Below are 13,949 nucleotides of genomic sequence, written 5' to 3'. Positions count from 1 at the left end.
ATCGGCCCGTCCTACGGTGATGGTGGTGGTTACGACAACGCCAACGCCCCCGGTGGCGGGGGTGGCGGCTGCAACTGCGCCGGGACCGGTTACAGCCACGGTGGCGGCCACGGACATACGACGGCCGGGCATGCTGGCCATAGCGTTGGCCGCGGAACTGGCCGTTCGGGGGCCGCCACCGGTCCGATGGCAGCCCCCAAACCCTTCATCGACCCACTCGCCGGCAAAAGCCCCACGGCCCGTCAATCAGGGGGCGGAGGCCTCCCGCACTGGCTCAGCGCCGCCGCAAGCTTCGTCTACCACGCCTCGGGTCTCGCCGACGCCGTCGACTGCATCCACCACCCCAGTCTGACCGGCTGCATCCAAGCCGGCGTCAACATCGGCATGTGGTTCATCCCCGGCGCCGACGTCATCCGCGGCCTCAAAGCCAGCGCAGACGGAATCGAAGCAGCCAGAGCGTCTGTGCAGATCTTTCGGAACGTCGATGCGACCGAGTTCGACTCCATTGCCAGTACGGGTAGATTCTCGACGGGTAATGGTGCCATGGAAGGAAAGTGGTTCGCGACTGAGGGTGAGCATGCCGAAAGGTGGGGTGGCCTACTCAATAGCGGTGACGGGTTGACGGTTACGACGTCGATACCTAGGTCGCTGGCTGATCAATTGCATTATCATGCTGGCAAGCTAGATGGCATCGGGCCGGCCTACTATGCCGACGCCGACCAGCTCGCGCAGATTAACCAACATATGAGTGGAATTGGGTTGTGGCCGTAATGGATAGGATTGAAGAACCCATGGCGAACGCAGTTGTTCGTTGGGCGACTGCAGACGAGGGCGGGCGTCGCTCAGGGCCGCCGACCGCGCCTGTGTACATGGCCACGGCGGTCTTTGCCTCGGGCGGCGAACGCGAGGTACAGCCCGAATGGCCCGCGTCAGCGGACCAAGTGCTAAGCATTCTATTAGAGAAGACGGGTGAGCTTCTCGATGGGAGGTGGTTGTGCGCGGTGGGGTTTCTGGTGCCAGATTTAGCTCGGCCGCATCTACACCCGGGGGCGAAACTTCTAGTACTTGAGGGACCTCGCACGGTCGCGGTCGCGCACATACGATCGGTCTATTCGTCGACAGCGAGCGATTGATCAGGCGGGGCGAGGGAAGCCCTCTCGGCCGCGGTCGACGCCTGGGAATAGACGGGTGGGTGAGCTCCTTGAAGGCACCTATTCCCTCGGCGGCGACGATGGCGGTGTCGGCGACCAACTGCTGACGATCGGCCCGTCCTACGGTGATGGTGGTGGTTACGACAACGCCAACGCCCCCGGTGGCGGGGGTGGCGGCTGCAACTGCGCCGGGACCGGTTACAGCCACGGTGGCGGCCACGGACATACGACGGCCGGGCATGCTGGCCATAGCGTTGGCCGCGGAACTGGCCGTTCGGGGGCCGCCACCGGTCCGATGGCAGCCCCCAAACCCTTCATCGACCCACTCGCCGGCAAAAGCCCCACAGCTCGTCAATCCGGTGGCGGTGGGATCCCGCATTGGCTCCGTGCCGCCGCGAGTTTTGTGTGTCACGCGTCTGGTCTCGCTGACGCTGTGGACTGTATCCACCACCCCAGTCTGTCCGCGGCCTCAAAGCCGGCGCAGACGGAATCGAAGCAGCCAGAGCAGCCGTCGCAGCCGAAGACGCGGCGGCCGACGCAGCCGAGTCCTGTCTCAACAGTTTCCCCGCAGGCACACCAGTCGTCATGGCCGACGGCCAGGACAAACCGATCGACCAAGTCAAGGTCGGCGATGAAGTCCTCGCCACCGACCCCGACACGGGTAAGACCCAAGCCCGTCCTGTCGTCGCCCTGATCCGGCACACCGGCCAGGAAACTATGGTCGACGCCACCCTCGATGACGGCTCCACCCTGACCGTCACCGACCACCACCCCATCTGGGACGCCACCACTCACACCTTCACCGACGCCATCGACCTCCACCCCGGCGACCACGTCCTCACCGCCACACGACATCTCGCCACCATCACCACCCTGCGCACTTACCAACGCACCCTCACCGCCTACAACCTCCAAATCGACGGCATCCACACCTACTACGCCGGCACCACACCCATCCTCGTCCACAACAGCTGCGTGTCTGCAGTCGAGGTGCTCGACGATCCGTCGTCGGTGCAGGGGCTGACGTCGAGCCAGATCGACGACTTGGCCAGGAACGCGGGCTATGACGTACTGCCCGGAAAGACTGGAGCTGCGAATCCGGCAACACGCTACTATGTTCCTGGAACGAACGGCACGGTTGGCTTCCGTGTGCTGCCAAGCGGAGTGGCCGGGCAAGAGGGAGTCAAGGGCGGTCCGTACTTGAAGTACTTTTGTGGACAGAACGACGGACTACGGGTTCCACTATCGCCATGACCGCTCCCACGCCCCTGCATGGGGCCTTGCTTGAACTCGGCCTCGAAGACCTGATTCCCCTCCCCGAGGCCCTCGGCGACCAAGATGTGCGCGCGTCGGTCGGCGGCCAACCAACCATCAATCAGATTGCGGCCGCTTTGGTCGAGCTCCTTCACCTCGGTCGCGTCTCGGTATGGGCTGGCCGCTGGCCAGCGGAGCCCCACCGCGTGAGCTCTGCAGACGCCGAGCGGCTCCTGAGCGACCCGGGGTGCTACTCCTTCTCCAACGAAGCCAAGGGGCTCGAGCGCATCTACTTCGCGAACGTTGAGAACATCGCGTAATTAACCGACGCCATGAAGTGCTCCTGCGAGGCGTCGTCTTCAAGGCAGAAGTGGATAGACTATGACGGTGACCGACTTTATCGCTGCCCGAGAACTCGCGTCACTTCTCGCCACGTCTGAGGACCAATTGGTCGAACGGGCCGCAGCCATCGCCAGCCGCATCGAGCCTGACAAATCGCTGCGGCTTGGCAGACAACCTGCTGCGCGCACGGCAGAGACGTTGCGGGTGAAGTACTCGTTGGCTCGTGACCGGGGCGTTCGGGTGGAAGGTCTCGACGAGCTCGTGGCTCGTCTCTCGCCCATGGGCGACACACCGATCCGAGCCTGCGTAGCAGAGAGCGTTGGCGAGTTCGTGTTGGTCGTCGTGAACGACGACGCCGACGTCGTTGAATCTGTTCTCCACGTCAACACGGAGCGTCCGATGTGAGGCGGATGGTCTGTCCGTGAGACGAGTCCGGTGACTCGCCGTAACCTCCATCCTTTACGGCAACCAGCTCGGCGCTTTCACTATCATCACCGCCAGTTCCGTAACCTGGCCCGAAAGCCACTGATTCCTCGACAAACCAGTCGGTGGGAACGGCGGCCTATCCGATGTCGGCGCCACGCACCCACGACACCACCCCCACCGGCGGTCGAGGGCACCAAAACCCGATGGCCCGTCAGTCTGGTGGGGGGATTTCGCACTGGCTCCGTGCCGCCGCAAGTTTCGTGTATCACGCCTCCGGCCTCGCCGACGCTGTCGACTGCGTCCACCACCCAGCCTGGCCGGCTGCATCCAAGCCGGCGTCAACATCGGCATGTGGTTCTTCCCCGCCGCCGACGTCATCCGCAGCCTCAAAGTCAGCGCAGACGCGGTCGAAGCAGCCAAGACGCTTGATATCGTTGGCACAGCACACAACGAACTTCGTCCAACGCAGACCGGATCAATCCTCATCAGGCGGACCACTACGTAAGCAACATGCGCGCAGGCAAGGAAATCCGGCGATCGAGATCCAGCGTTTACCGGAGGACTGGCCCGGCTTGCTGACCTGACGGCCGTCGGGCAGAACGTAAGCTCTGTGGCATACGGCCTTGCTGGTGCGCTCAATTGGCCTATTCTTCGCGACGGAAATTGAGAAGTGATCTGGAGCCGATGGACACATACGAGGTGCGGCAAGCCACGGATGCCACGCTCGGGTGGCTGGCTCGCCGCAAGGTCCGCAGAGCGCAGCGTGAGGGTCGGACCGGGTTGTTGGCGTTCACGCGGATTCCCGCAGGCACGCGGTCGATTCGCTATAAGCGTTACGTTCTGATAAAAGAGGGGCGACGGTGCATCTTTGCCGGTCAGCCTGGCATTCAAATTCCGCGTTGGGTCGATTTACCACCGGGCGGGCATGAGCTCACCTTTTCTGTTTCTGGTGGTGGTGATATCTCTTTCACTCGTCATTACACCTTAAATGCGGGAGACATACTGATAGCAGGGTGTCACACGACTTACTCAATAAAGCTATTTGATGAGAATCGGCGCCCTAACTATTGGTATATTGGTATTTTGCATTGAGCAACGAAAGCGCTCAATACAGCTGGACTGCGTGTTCGAGTGGGCACGACGTTTAGGTGAGATTTCGTCGAGAAATTGCAGCTACGACCACGCTGCGGGCAACACAGTCCCCCCGCAATGTCGGGTGGGAACCAGACGCTGGGGCAGGGCGCTGAAAACCATTCGGCGCCCGACACCACTATGGCGGGGACGACCTCGTACAAGTATAACGCGGGACGCATTTCCATTGGTCGGGTCCGCTGGGGCTGTTGTCGGATCCACAAACCGGTAACGGTATAGCTTACAATTGCGGACAACCCACTGTTGATGAGCGACCCGACCGGTGTGTCGTGGATCAGCGACGCTTGGCACGCGGTCACCTCGGCTGTGAGTTCGGCCAGCTCGGCGGTGGTTGACACCTGTGAGTGGACGGGTGGGCTCCTTCGAAGGCTCCGATTTCTCGATTTTGGCGGTGGTCTCGATGGTTGCAGGCCCCGATTCGCTGACGATCAGCGCGTCCTACGGCGATGGTGGTACTTATGAGAGCAACAACGCGGCCGATAGCGGTTGTGGCTGTCGCGGTGCGGGTGTCAGTTGCAGCGCCGGTGGTCGGGCGCATGTGACGGCCAGGGATGCGACCACGCCTCTGGTCTCGCCGGCGCTGTGGACTGCATCCAACACACCAGCACGGCTGGCTGCATCCAAGCCGGCGTCAACGTCGGCATGTGGTTCATCCCCGGCGCCGACGTCATCCGCGGCCTCAAAGCCGGCGCCGACGCCATCGAGGGAGCCCGAGCAGTCGAAGAGGCTGTTACCCCGCTGTACCGAGTGATCAACGAAACGCATCACGCCTACGATGCAGCGCTCAAGGGTGAAGCGTGGCCGGGAGACGTCCTCGGTCATAGCGATGGGGCGCTGCATGCCGCTGGTATGACCGAAAGCAGTGCACTGACCAGCTGGTCAACGGATCCAGCGATCGCCGAAGGCTTCGCCGCGCCCCGACGGGCCAGGGCGTTATCTTGCGCACCACCCTGGAGGAGCAAGCGCAACGGGTTGTGCCTTGTCCGTCAAGGAGTCCGACAACTTCCGCAGCGCACTCTCACCGTCGACCAGCAGCGCGCCCTGTTTCGTCGCTGGACCACCGACACCACAGTCCACCCGCATGAAGCCCTTGTCGGCATGCTCGTACTCCTGCACGGAACCTCCAGCCGGGACGCCCGGCTTCTGCACGTCGGCGACATCGACCGCCAGACCCAGGCCCTACGGCTGGGTAGCCGGCCGCCCCTTGTTCCGATTCCGCCAGTTGGGCCGTGGTGCAACGCTGCCTGGCCCACCGCAACCGGCAACGCACCGACGACCCGCGTGTCATCGTCACCAAGGGCACCAAGGCCGGGCAGAGCCCTGCCTTGACCGCCTATCTCAGCCACGTCCTGGACGACTGCGGGGCTCTCGCCCCGCGTGATCCGCAGCACCCGCTTGGTGGACATGGTCAACACGATGAACCCGAAATGGTCGCGGCCGCCTCCGGGATGGACCCTCAAGCGCCGCTGTCCTAACTGGCGGACCACGTCAACGCCGATCGGCTGCCTCCACGGAATTTAGGATGACAGCCCCAAAGGCATATCTATCATTCAGCCAATGAGCGGAGAACACGCCGAACCGGCTGAATCGCCCGAGGTGGTGGTCCGCTGCCAGAAAGATCCCAGCGTGGTCATCAGGCTCGTCGACCAACGCTTCCCCGACCAGTATGGGGTGGCGTTCAGCGTCATCGCCAAAGCCGACGGGTTGAACGCCCGCGTCGATGGCGGCGAAGTATGGGTATGGGATGACGACCTCGCCCGCTTCCTGCAGGGACTGGCTGACGACTTCCGTGGCTGGGATGGTGAGCGCGTCTGGAGCGTCAACCACCTCGCGCTGCGCGCGGTGTTCCACTCCCGAGGCCATGTCAGTCTGACGTGGACACTCCGCCCCTGGATATCGCGCGACACCTGGGAAGCCTCCATCACCACCTGGCAGGAAGCCGGCGAGCAGATGGCCACTCTGGCCGCCGACGTGCGCGATTTCCTCCTCCACCGGTCCGGCGGTCATGACTGAGCCAGGTTGAACCTGTCGAGTTTCGGCAGCGCCTGACACAGGTTCGCGCGAACATGTGCGCTTTGGAGAATGGGGCGTTGATCGCGATCGCGCGGCGTTCCTCGTGGTCGGTGAACAGCTGGAACAGCAGCTTCGCGCCGGCCTTGTCCAGTTCGAGGTAGCCGAACTCATCAAGGCAGCACAGGTCGACGCGGTCGTAGCGGGCATAGACCTTGGTCGGCTGGAGTTCGTCGGCGGCCTCGGTTAGCTCGTTGACCAGGTTCGCGGTGGTGGTGTAGTGGACCTTCAAGCCGCCTTCGGCGATCGCGGTTCCGCCGCCGACGAGCAGGTGGGTCTTGCCGGTGCCGGAGTCCCCGATCAGGCAGAGTGGCTGCCCGGCGGCGACCCAGGCGGGTTCGGTGAGACAGGAGGTCGAAAGATGCAGCGCATGATCCCCGAGACTGGGGCTGGGCAACTCGTCTTACCGCTTGGCGCCGGCAAGGAGCGAGCTTCCCCCGGTTGCCCGGTGCCCGGGCAACCGGGGGAAAGGTCATCGGCAGACAGTTCGCTACAGAGGGCCAAGAGCATGTCCTTGCGTTCAACCCGGAAACCGGCCATAACAGATGCTATGACACGTTGTTTGGGCGGCGGCTTTGGACGCGCGAGCGAGAACGGGACTTGACAGTCCCGTCATGCGCACAGGATCGGACAGAGTTCGGCGAACTGCGCAAAGGTATCGGATTTGCGCAGACGTAAACTGGGTTCAACCTGTTACTGCGACAACAGATTTCTACCGATTAAGGTTCCATCCAGTCCTAACAGGCCGTTCCGGAGAGATGAGGATCACCACGAGACGTAGAACGACAAGAAACCTACTCGAATGCCCGCTTGGCGTCCGTCCTAAACTGAGCTTGGCCCCTTGGTCCGGACAGGGTCTGGCAAACGGGGCCAAGGTTACACCACAACATACTCCCAGTCGCAACACATAAGACTCGTAAACCCAGCCGCCTAACTTAGCGGTATTGCCTGTCCGGGGAGGATTGACCGGACGGGCGGGGGCCTACACGTATGTTATGGCGGTTACGATTCCTGTCGGAATATGGGGATGATCTGATCCGGGTGGAACCGGACGCCCTTGCTCGCCGGACCGATCACCACAGCCGTCAAACTCTGCGCAACGGCAGCCTGTTTCTGTTCCATCGTGAAACTCGGATTGTTCCACTCCTGTGCCAGGTTAGCAATAAATGTCCGGCGCGCATCCTGCCGCGCCGCATAATTGCGCTGTTCGCGCCGCAGGTTGGCCACGGCCGTTTCCATGCGGGCAAGGCTGGGAAAGTAGCGTTCCGCCAAATACTCGCCAGACTCATATCGCCGCGTGGACTCCTCGATCCGGGTTTCCAGGTCTGCGAGTTCCTTCTCTTTCGGCCGCGGCGGCAACTCTTCCACCTTGCGGGACTGGATCTTCTGCTGTTCCGCGATGGCCAGCGCTTTAACGTAGGCGTCGATTGGCGCGGCCACTCGCGCGATACTGCCACACCCGCCTTGTCCTTTGGCTGGGCACCGATAGATCTCCACCAGGTTTCCGGAGCGGGGATCACGCCGATTCGAGCCGACCATGCGGGCGTTGCATTTCCCGCACCGAACGAAGGGCGACAGCAGATGGATCGTGCGATACCCCCGGCCCTTGCCGCCCACCCGTGAATGTTCGGACTGTTCAGCCGGCGTCCACGCGCGCACGATGTTCGCATACTCGTCGTCAGTGAGGATCGGTTCCCATTTGCCGCGCGCTGGACTGCCGGTGTCGTCTTTTAGGATCTCGCCGCGGTAGACAACCATTCCACACATGCGCGGCCGGAGAAACATGTTCCGGATCGTTGCCGACCGCCACTGCACACCCGTCACCGTGGGAATCCCGCGCTCATTCCACTCACGGGCGACTGTGAGCGGACTTACCCCGGCGAGGATACGCGGAACCGCCTTGCGGATATGCGCCGATTCCCGCTTGTTCAGAGTGAGCCGATCCTTACGCCACCCGAACGCGCGATTCGGGCCATCATGATTCTTTCCCGCCCTCGCCGCCCGCCGCTTCCCGTCGATGACCCGACGCGAAGTATTCCGCGACTCGGCGTTACGCTGATTCACCAGGTTCCGGGCGGCCGAGATTCCCGCGTCGCTGGACAAATCGATGTTGCCGGTCATGCTGACCACATACACGCCATACAGCTCGACCGCGTCGATCAGGTCTTCCAGAATGCGCGGGTCACGGGTCGCCCGGTCGATGTCCACCACGGCCAGAGCGTTGCACTCGCCCGCCGCAACGAGGTCAGGATCGCTTCCCAGTCCGGACGCACCACGCGGTAGCCGTAGGTGCCATCCGGCAACATGACGCGCCGCCGCTTGAATGACGACACGTTCGGCTCGGGTACCTCCCGGTCGATCCGCCCGCCGACCTTGCCCACGAACGCGCGAAGGTCACTGAGCTGGTAGTCAACCTGACCCTCACCCGGCGCGTCACGCCCCGGCGTGGCCCTGGACTCACGGGCCGACAGGACCCAAACTAGCTGGTCAGGGTCGTGCTCGATAAGCGTCCGACCCCGCTCACGACGTGGCTGCGAAGCTCCCATGACACCAAGTGTGCACTAGAAGCGCCCTGGCCACGGCGACGAAGTACCGCAGCTCCCGCGTCTCCATACCGCCACGATACCCGTGCGGTATCGCTGACCACCCAATCGGTGTTGGCCAGTTCGCCCAGGTCAGGCCCAGGATTAATGGCATGAGTCAACAGACGATCGCGCTGGTCACCGGCGCGAACAAGGGGATCGGATACGAAATCGCCGTCGGCCTCGGCGCCCTCGGCTGGAGCATCGGCGTCGGCGCCCGGGACGAGCAGCTCCGCGAAGCCGCCGTGCAGAAGCTGCGCGCGGCCGGTGTCGACGCGTTCGGCGTGCCGCTCGACGTGACCGACGACGCGAGCGTTGCCGCCGCCGCGAAGCTGCTCGACGAGCGCGCGGGACGCCTCGACGTGCTCGTCAACAACGCCGGGGTGTCCGGCGGCGCGGGACAGCAGCCCACCACGGCCGATCTCGACGCCGTGCGGGCGGCCGTGGAGGTCAACGTGATCGGCGTCATCCGCGTCACCAACGCGATGCTGCCGCTGCTGCGCCGGTCGGCGTCGCCGCGGATCGTGAACATGTCGAGCAGCGTCGGCTCGCTGACCCTGCAGACCACGCCGGGCGTCGACACGGGACCGATTTCCGTCGCGTACTCGACGTCGAAGACCTTCCTCAACGCGGTCACCGTCCAGTACGCCAAAGAACTGCGCGACACCAACATCCTGATCAACGCCGGCAACCCCGGCTACACCGCGACCGACCTCAACGGCTTCCGTGGCGGGCGCACCCCCGAACAGGGCGCGGCGATTGCGATCCAGCTCGCGACCCTGCCCGACGACGGCCCGACCTGCGGATTCTTCGAGGACGACGGTGTGGTGCCGTGGTGAGCGCTCAGAGCAGCACGTCGGCCAGCGTGAACGGGTAGACGATCGCGTCGAGCCCGATCGGGCCGTCGTAGCCGGGCGCGAGCGGCGCCGCGCGATGCTGGTGCAGGCCCAGGCGCGGATGCTGCCAACCGGGGCGGCCGGGAATCCCGTTGTGCCGGCGCACCCACAGCACCACGTCGGAGTCGGCCCATTTGGCGGGACGCAATTGATGCAGCCACGAGTCGTAAGACGCATAAACGAGGACGCGCCGAATCCCCGCCGCGTTTCGCACGGTCTTGATCCACGACTTGATGAACCTGTCGTTGATGCCGACCGCGTCCACATCGAGCGCGGGCGCGAGCGCCCCGGGGCCGAACACGCCGAGTTGCTTGCCCAGCCGGACGCAATGTTCCGCCTGATCCTGGGGCGCGCCGGGCCGGGCGTAATGCCTGATCCCGGCGCGTACCCCGGCCTCCTGTGCAGCGGCGATCTGCTTGTACGCGCCCGTATCGCTCCAATTGACGTTCTCGGTGACCGTGATCGAAGCGAAAACGATCGAAGCGGCCCGGACCGTGTCCCAATCGGCCACGGTCGCGTGCAGCGACAGGTTTATCCCACGCGCCTTTTCTTCTTCCGCCAAACCTCCACCTTCGCGCTCCCCCGAACACCGTCCAGCCACTCTAGGTGCGAAAACGCGAAGATGCCGTATTGAATGGGTGCGTCCGCACCAGGAATTCCGGCGCGGACGCACCTGGATCACCGGGTGACGGTGAGCGTGGCGGTGCCGGTGACACCGCCGCTGGTGACGGAAATCGTTGCCGTACCAGGGCGCCGGGCCGTGATCCTGCCGGTGACGGGGTCGATCGAGGCGATCCGGGAATCGCTCGTGGACCACACGTGCGACGCGGGATCCGCGATCGGCATGGTCGCCGCCGGCAGGTTGTCCCCGCCGACTTCCGCACCGGTCGCGGTCGCCGTCAGCGAGGAGCCGGCGGTCGCCGTGCCGGCGGGCAGGCTGACGGTGATCGAGGACAGCACCGGTTCCACCGAGAACTGGATGTCCCCGCGGGAAGTGGTGTGGATGAGCCCGAAGTTGTAGAAACCGCCCTGGTCCGGCGGCGCGTACGGCGGCATGCCGAGGTCGGCCACGGTCAGCTGCGGGATACCGCCCTGCGCCGGTGACGCGGGGTTGCCCAGCGGATCGATCATCTGCTCGGCGAACCCGCGGGAGTGGCCGTACAGCATGACCACATGCTTCCCGGGATGCGTCTGCTGGTAGCGCTGCAACAGGCGGACGTACATCCGGGCCTCCCCGCGGTCGCTGAACTGGCTGTTCGCGACCGGGTGCGGGTCGTAGGCCGGCATGTGCGTCACGACCAGCACGGCCGGCGCGGTCGTGTTCGTCAGTTGCTGCACCAGCCACGGGTACTGCGCCTGCGCGGGCACCTGGAAGGCGTCCGAGGAAAGCAGGCTGCCGTGCGCGTTGTCGGTCACGATCACGTTCGCCTGCCCGGACTGGTAGGCGTAGTGCGTGTCGCCGAAGACCTGCGTGAAGTTGCCGTTCTCCGGCAGCGCGCCCTGGCTGATCTCGTGGTTGCCCACCGCGTCGCGGTAGGGCACGCCGAGGCACGCCAGCTTCGACTGCGCGAATTGCAGGTCCGCGAGCTGCCCGTCGTCGGGCATGTCACCGAGCGCCTGGACCTGCGACGGCCGGGCCTGCGGTGGCAGGGCCGGCAGCCGGTTGCCGATCGCGGTGAGCACGTTGCTGCTCGCGGACCCCGGGTCGTTCGCCAGCAGGTGCGCGTCGTCGCCGACCAGCATCGTCGTGCCCCGCCGGTCGAAGTCGGCCGCGTTTTCGCTGAACCGCAGCCACGACGGGTTCTGCGGGAACGGCTGGTACGGCGGTGTGGAGACCGGCCGCGGTGAGTACAGCGCCTGCAGCCCGCTCACGTTGAGCGTGCCGGAGGTGGTCGTGCTCGGGTTGATGGTCAGGAAGTCGACGAAGTTGATCTTCAGCGGGAAGTTCAGGCCGGGCGGCAGGGTGGCCACCGCGAGCCGCCAGTCCTGCCAGGTGACCGTCGTCGGGTACAGCGTCGTCGTCGCCCCGTCGATGCCGATGAACGACTCGGCCAGCTGGATGCCGGTCCCGTCGCCCTTCACCCACAACCCGATGCCGGTCGGGTTCTGGCCGTCGGCGTTCGCGGCGGCCTGGAGCGTGGTCTTCGATGACAGCACCAGCTGCTTGACCCCGGAACCGGCGGGCATGGTGTAGCTGAGCTGCGACGAGCCGGTCGCGGTCGAGCCGGGCGGAACCACGCCAGGCGCGGCCGTGAACGTGACCGGCTGACCGGTGGTGTTCCGCAGGTTCCAGTTCGCCGGATCGCTGAAGTCGTTGATCAGCTGGGAAACACTGCCGACGGCGACCGTTGTCGATGCCGTGGTCCCGCCGACCTTGGCGGTCACGGTGGCGAGCCCCGAACCATCCGCGGCCGCGGTGAACAGGCCGTTCGCGTCGATCGTGCCGAGCCCGCTGCGGTCGGTGGACCAGGTGGCCGCGGCGGCCGGGATGTCCACCGCGGCGCCGGTCCCGGTGGTGCCGGACAACGTGAAGGCCTGTGTGCCACCGTTGTTGAGATCGGGCTCGCCGGGCGAGATCGTGAACGAGGACAGGTGGGACACCACGCGCAGCGGCTGGACGGAGACGGCATTCCCGGCTCGCGCGACCAACACGCCGGTGCCCGCGTCGCGAGCGGTGAACGTGCCGTTCGCCCAGGTGCCCAGTGACGGCGGCACCACCTGGACCGACGCCGCGTCCCGGGCCGGGTTGCCCAGCGAGTCGAGGCCGAACGCCGGAACCGGCACGGTGGCGCCCGGGACGGTGTCCACCGGCTTGCCGCCGTTGATCACGACCGACTTGGCCGGCCCCGCGGCCGGTGCGGTGGTGTAGACGAACAGGCCGTTGGCGACCGGGCGCTCATGCCCGTCGGACGGGCTGTTGAGCACGGAAACCCCGGCGTCGCCGGGATGCCGGCCGACCATCTCGGTCGAGCCGCCGCCGTCGAACAGCACCGCGGTGTACGCGCCGTGGGCGACCATGTAACCGGCGACCTGCGCCGGGGTGACCCCCGTCGCGACCGACGAGCCGAGCCGGCCGTCGATGGTGGCGATGATCGTGTGCTTGCCGTCCTTCGTCAGCCCGATCACGGTTTCCGGGTTCACGCCGCCGGGCGGGTTGCCGGTCGGGTCGTCGTAGACCGCGCCGTCCTTGACGAGCATCGTGGAGCCGCTGATCAGCTCGCGCAAATCGTTGTCTGGCGCGATCTTCCGCTCAAGGGCGAGCGTATCTCCATTGTGGACAGTGCTGGCCAGCCACTGGCCGCCCGCGCCGCCACCGAGCAGGCCCAGCTGCCCGGCGGGCAGCGCGGGCGCGGCGGTCACGCCGGTCTGCATGGAGTCCACCACCAGCGAACCGGCGGCGCCCTCGTGCCCGAGCACCAGCGTGCCGGCCGGCAACCCGGTCGCCCCGCCGAGCGCGGGAGTGAGCTCGGTGATCCCGCCCGAGGCGACATCGTTGACAACGTTGACGGAAGTCAGGGTGGTGGACGCGGTGCCATCGGCGACCGTGCCGCTGAAGTCCTGGGGGCCCAGCACCATGCTGCCGTCGGCGCGGATGCCGAGCTGGGCGTTGAAGTCCGGCCGCGGGCTCTTCAGCAGCTTGCCGCCGGTGATGACGCCGCCGAGCGGGCGGCCGGTCGCGTTGATCTCGAAGAAGTCGCCGTTGGCGCCGGCGATCGCGTGCGTGCGGTCGGCCATCGAGCCCACCGTCTCGTCGGCGGGGTCGGTGATCGTGTCACCGGCCTCGACCACGCCGAGGCGCACGTTCGGGTCGGTCAGGTTCACGTCGAGCACCTGGGTGTGCTGGCGGCCGCCGACCGTGTCGTAGGTTTCCGAATACCGCGTCACGCCGCGGGTGATCGTGACCGGGGGAGTACTGGTCTGGTCCACCACCAGGTTCCAGCCGGCCGGGGTGGCCGGCAGCCAGGGCTGTGCGGACGCCGCGGCGGCCGGGCCCGTGGTGAGCCCGGCCGCGCTGGCGGCGATGGTGGTGGCCGCGAGGAAGAGGGTTGTTCTTCGGGGAGATCTCGGCATGCCGA

Annotated in this window: 11 protein-coding genes and 1 pseudogene; 7 read left to right on the top strand and 5 right to left on the bottom strand. The window is 65.5% G+C overall.

Features of this window, described 5'->3' with window-relative positions:
• The 6 genes and pseudogenes from LOZ83_RS07220 to LOZ83_RS07195 form a co-directional block, all read left to right on the top strand.
• Positions 1–771: pseudogene (locus LOZ83_RS07220) on the top strand (hypothetical protein); the annotation flags it as partial.
• An 818-nt stretch (positions 772–1,589) separates the two neighbouring features.
• Positions 1,590–2,405, top strand: a complete 816-nt coding sequence (locus LOZ83_RS07215) for a Hint domain-containing protein (RefSeq protein WP_255823422.1) — start codon at positions 1,590–1,592, stop codon at positions 2,403–2,405.
• A complete protein-coding gene (locus LOZ83_RS07210) occupies positions 2,402–2,725 on the top strand; it encodes a hypothetical protein (RefSeq protein ID WP_236789387.1) in 324 nt (107 codons plus the stop codon). The genes LOZ83_RS07215 and LOZ83_RS07210 overlap by 4 nt, the downstream gene beginning before the upstream one ends.
• Positions 2,726–2,786: 61 nt before the next feature.
• The gene (locus LOZ83_RS07205; protein ID WP_236789386.1) at positions 2,787–3,152 is read left to right on the top strand and encodes a hypothetical protein; all 366 of its coding nucleotides are present in this window, start codon (positions 2,787–2,789) and stop codon (positions 3,150–3,152) included.
• Positions 3,153–3,857: 705 nt separating this feature from the next.
• Positions 3,858–4,265: a hypothetical protein gene (locus LOZ83_RS07200; protein ID WP_236789385.1), complete on the top strand. Its 408-nt coding sequence runs from the start codon at positions 3,858–3,860 to the stop codon at positions 4,263–4,265.
• Between the two features lie 1,617 nt (positions 4,266–5,882).
• Positions 5,883–6,338: a DUF6228 family protein gene (locus LOZ83_RS07195; RefSeq protein WP_236789384.1), complete on the top strand. Its 456-nt coding sequence runs from the start codon at positions 5,883–5,885 to the stop codon at positions 6,336–6,338.
• Here the strand turns inward: LOZ83_RS07195 and LOZ83_RS40270 are convergent.
• The 3 genes from LOZ83_RS40270 to LOZ83_RS07180 form a co-directional block, all read right to left on the bottom strand.
• Positions 6,247–6,792 (bottom strand): ATP-binding protein, encoded by a 546-nt coding sequence (locus LOZ83_RS40270; protein ID WP_304512146.1) that lies wholly within the window; start codon positions 6,790–6,792, stop codon positions 6,247–6,249. The two genes, LOZ83_RS07195 and LOZ83_RS40270, sit on opposite strands and share 92 nt — an antisense overlap.
• A gap of 605 nt (positions 6,793–7,397) precedes the next feature.
• On the bottom strand, positions 7,398–8,606 hold the full coding sequence (locus tag LOZ83_RS07185) for a recombinase family protein (protein WP_236789383.1): 1,209 nt from the start codon (positions 8,604–8,606) through the stop codon (positions 7,398–7,400).
• On the bottom strand, positions 8,555–8,776 hold the full coding sequence (locus tag LOZ83_RS07180; protein WP_236789382.1) for a hypothetical protein: 222 nt from the start codon (positions 8,774–8,776) through the stop codon (positions 8,555–8,557). Before LOZ83_RS07180 ends, LOZ83_RS07185 begins: the two co-directional genes overlap by 52 nt.
• A gap of 314 nt (positions 8,777–9,090) precedes the next feature.
• Here LOZ83_RS07180 and LOZ83_RS07175 point away from each other — a divergent pair, with 314 nt between their 5' ends.
• Entirely contained in the window at positions 9,091–9,816 is a 726-nt protein-coding gene (locus tag LOZ83_RS07175; protein WP_236789381.1) for an SDR family oxidoreductase, read from the top strand.
• A 4-nt stretch (positions 9,817–9,820) separates the two neighbouring features.
• On the opposite strand, the gene LOZ83_RS07170 is transcribed toward LOZ83_RS07175, so the two are convergent.
• Together LOZ83_RS07170 and LOZ83_RS07165 are read right to left on the bottom strand one after the other, a co-directional pair.
• The gene (locus LOZ83_RS07170; protein ID WP_236789380.1) at positions 9,821–10,435 is read right to left on the bottom strand and encodes a glycoside hydrolase family 25 protein; all 615 of its coding nucleotides are present in this window, start codon (positions 10,433–10,435) and stop codon (positions 9,821–9,823) included.
• Between the two features lie 116 nt (positions 10,436–10,551).
• On the bottom strand, positions 10,552–13,944 hold the full coding sequence (locus LOZ83_RS07165; RefSeq protein WP_236789379.1) for a phosphodiester glycosidase family protein: 3,393 nt from the start codon (positions 13,942–13,944) through the stop codon (positions 10,552–10,554).
• Positions 13,945–13,949: the final 5 nt, after the last annotated feature.

The sequence above is a fragment of the Amycolatopsis sp. GM8 genome (assembly GCF_021653975.1).
Lineage (GTDB): Bacteria > Actinomycetota > Actinomycetes > Mycobacteriales > Pseudonocardiaceae > Amycolatopsis_E.
The sequence above is the reverse complement of the archived record's forward strand: the minus strand, read 5'-3'. Positions and strand labels throughout refer to the sequence as shown.

What these genes read in the sequence shown, in the direction of transcription:
- LOZ83_RS07210 (WP_236789387.1), top strand. Translation starts at nt 2,402, where the DNA reads ATGACCGCTCCCACGCCCCTGCATGGGGCCTTGCTTGAACTCGGCCTC.
- LOZ83_RS07205 (WP_236789386.1), top strand. Translation starts at nt 2,787, where the DNA reads ATGACGGTGACCGACTTTATCGCTGCCCGAGAACTCGCGTCACTTCTC.
- LOZ83_RS07200 (WP_236789385.1), top strand. Translation starts at nt 3,858, where the DNA reads ATGGACACATACGAGGTGCGGCAAGCCACGGATGCCACGCTCGGGTGG.
- LOZ83_RS07195 (WP_236789384.1), top strand. Translation starts at nt 5,883, where the DNA reads ATGAGCGGAGAACACGCCGAACCGGCTGAATCGCCCGAGGTGGTGGTC.
- LOZ83_RS07175 (WP_236789381.1), top strand. Translation starts at nt 9,091, where the DNA reads ATGAGTCAACAGACGATCGCGCTGGTCACCGGCGCGAACAAGGGGATC.
- LOZ83_RS07165 (WP_236789379.1), bottom strand. Translation starts at nt 13,944, where the DNA reads ATGCCGAGATCTCCCCGAAGAACAACCCTCTTCCTCGCGGCCACCACC.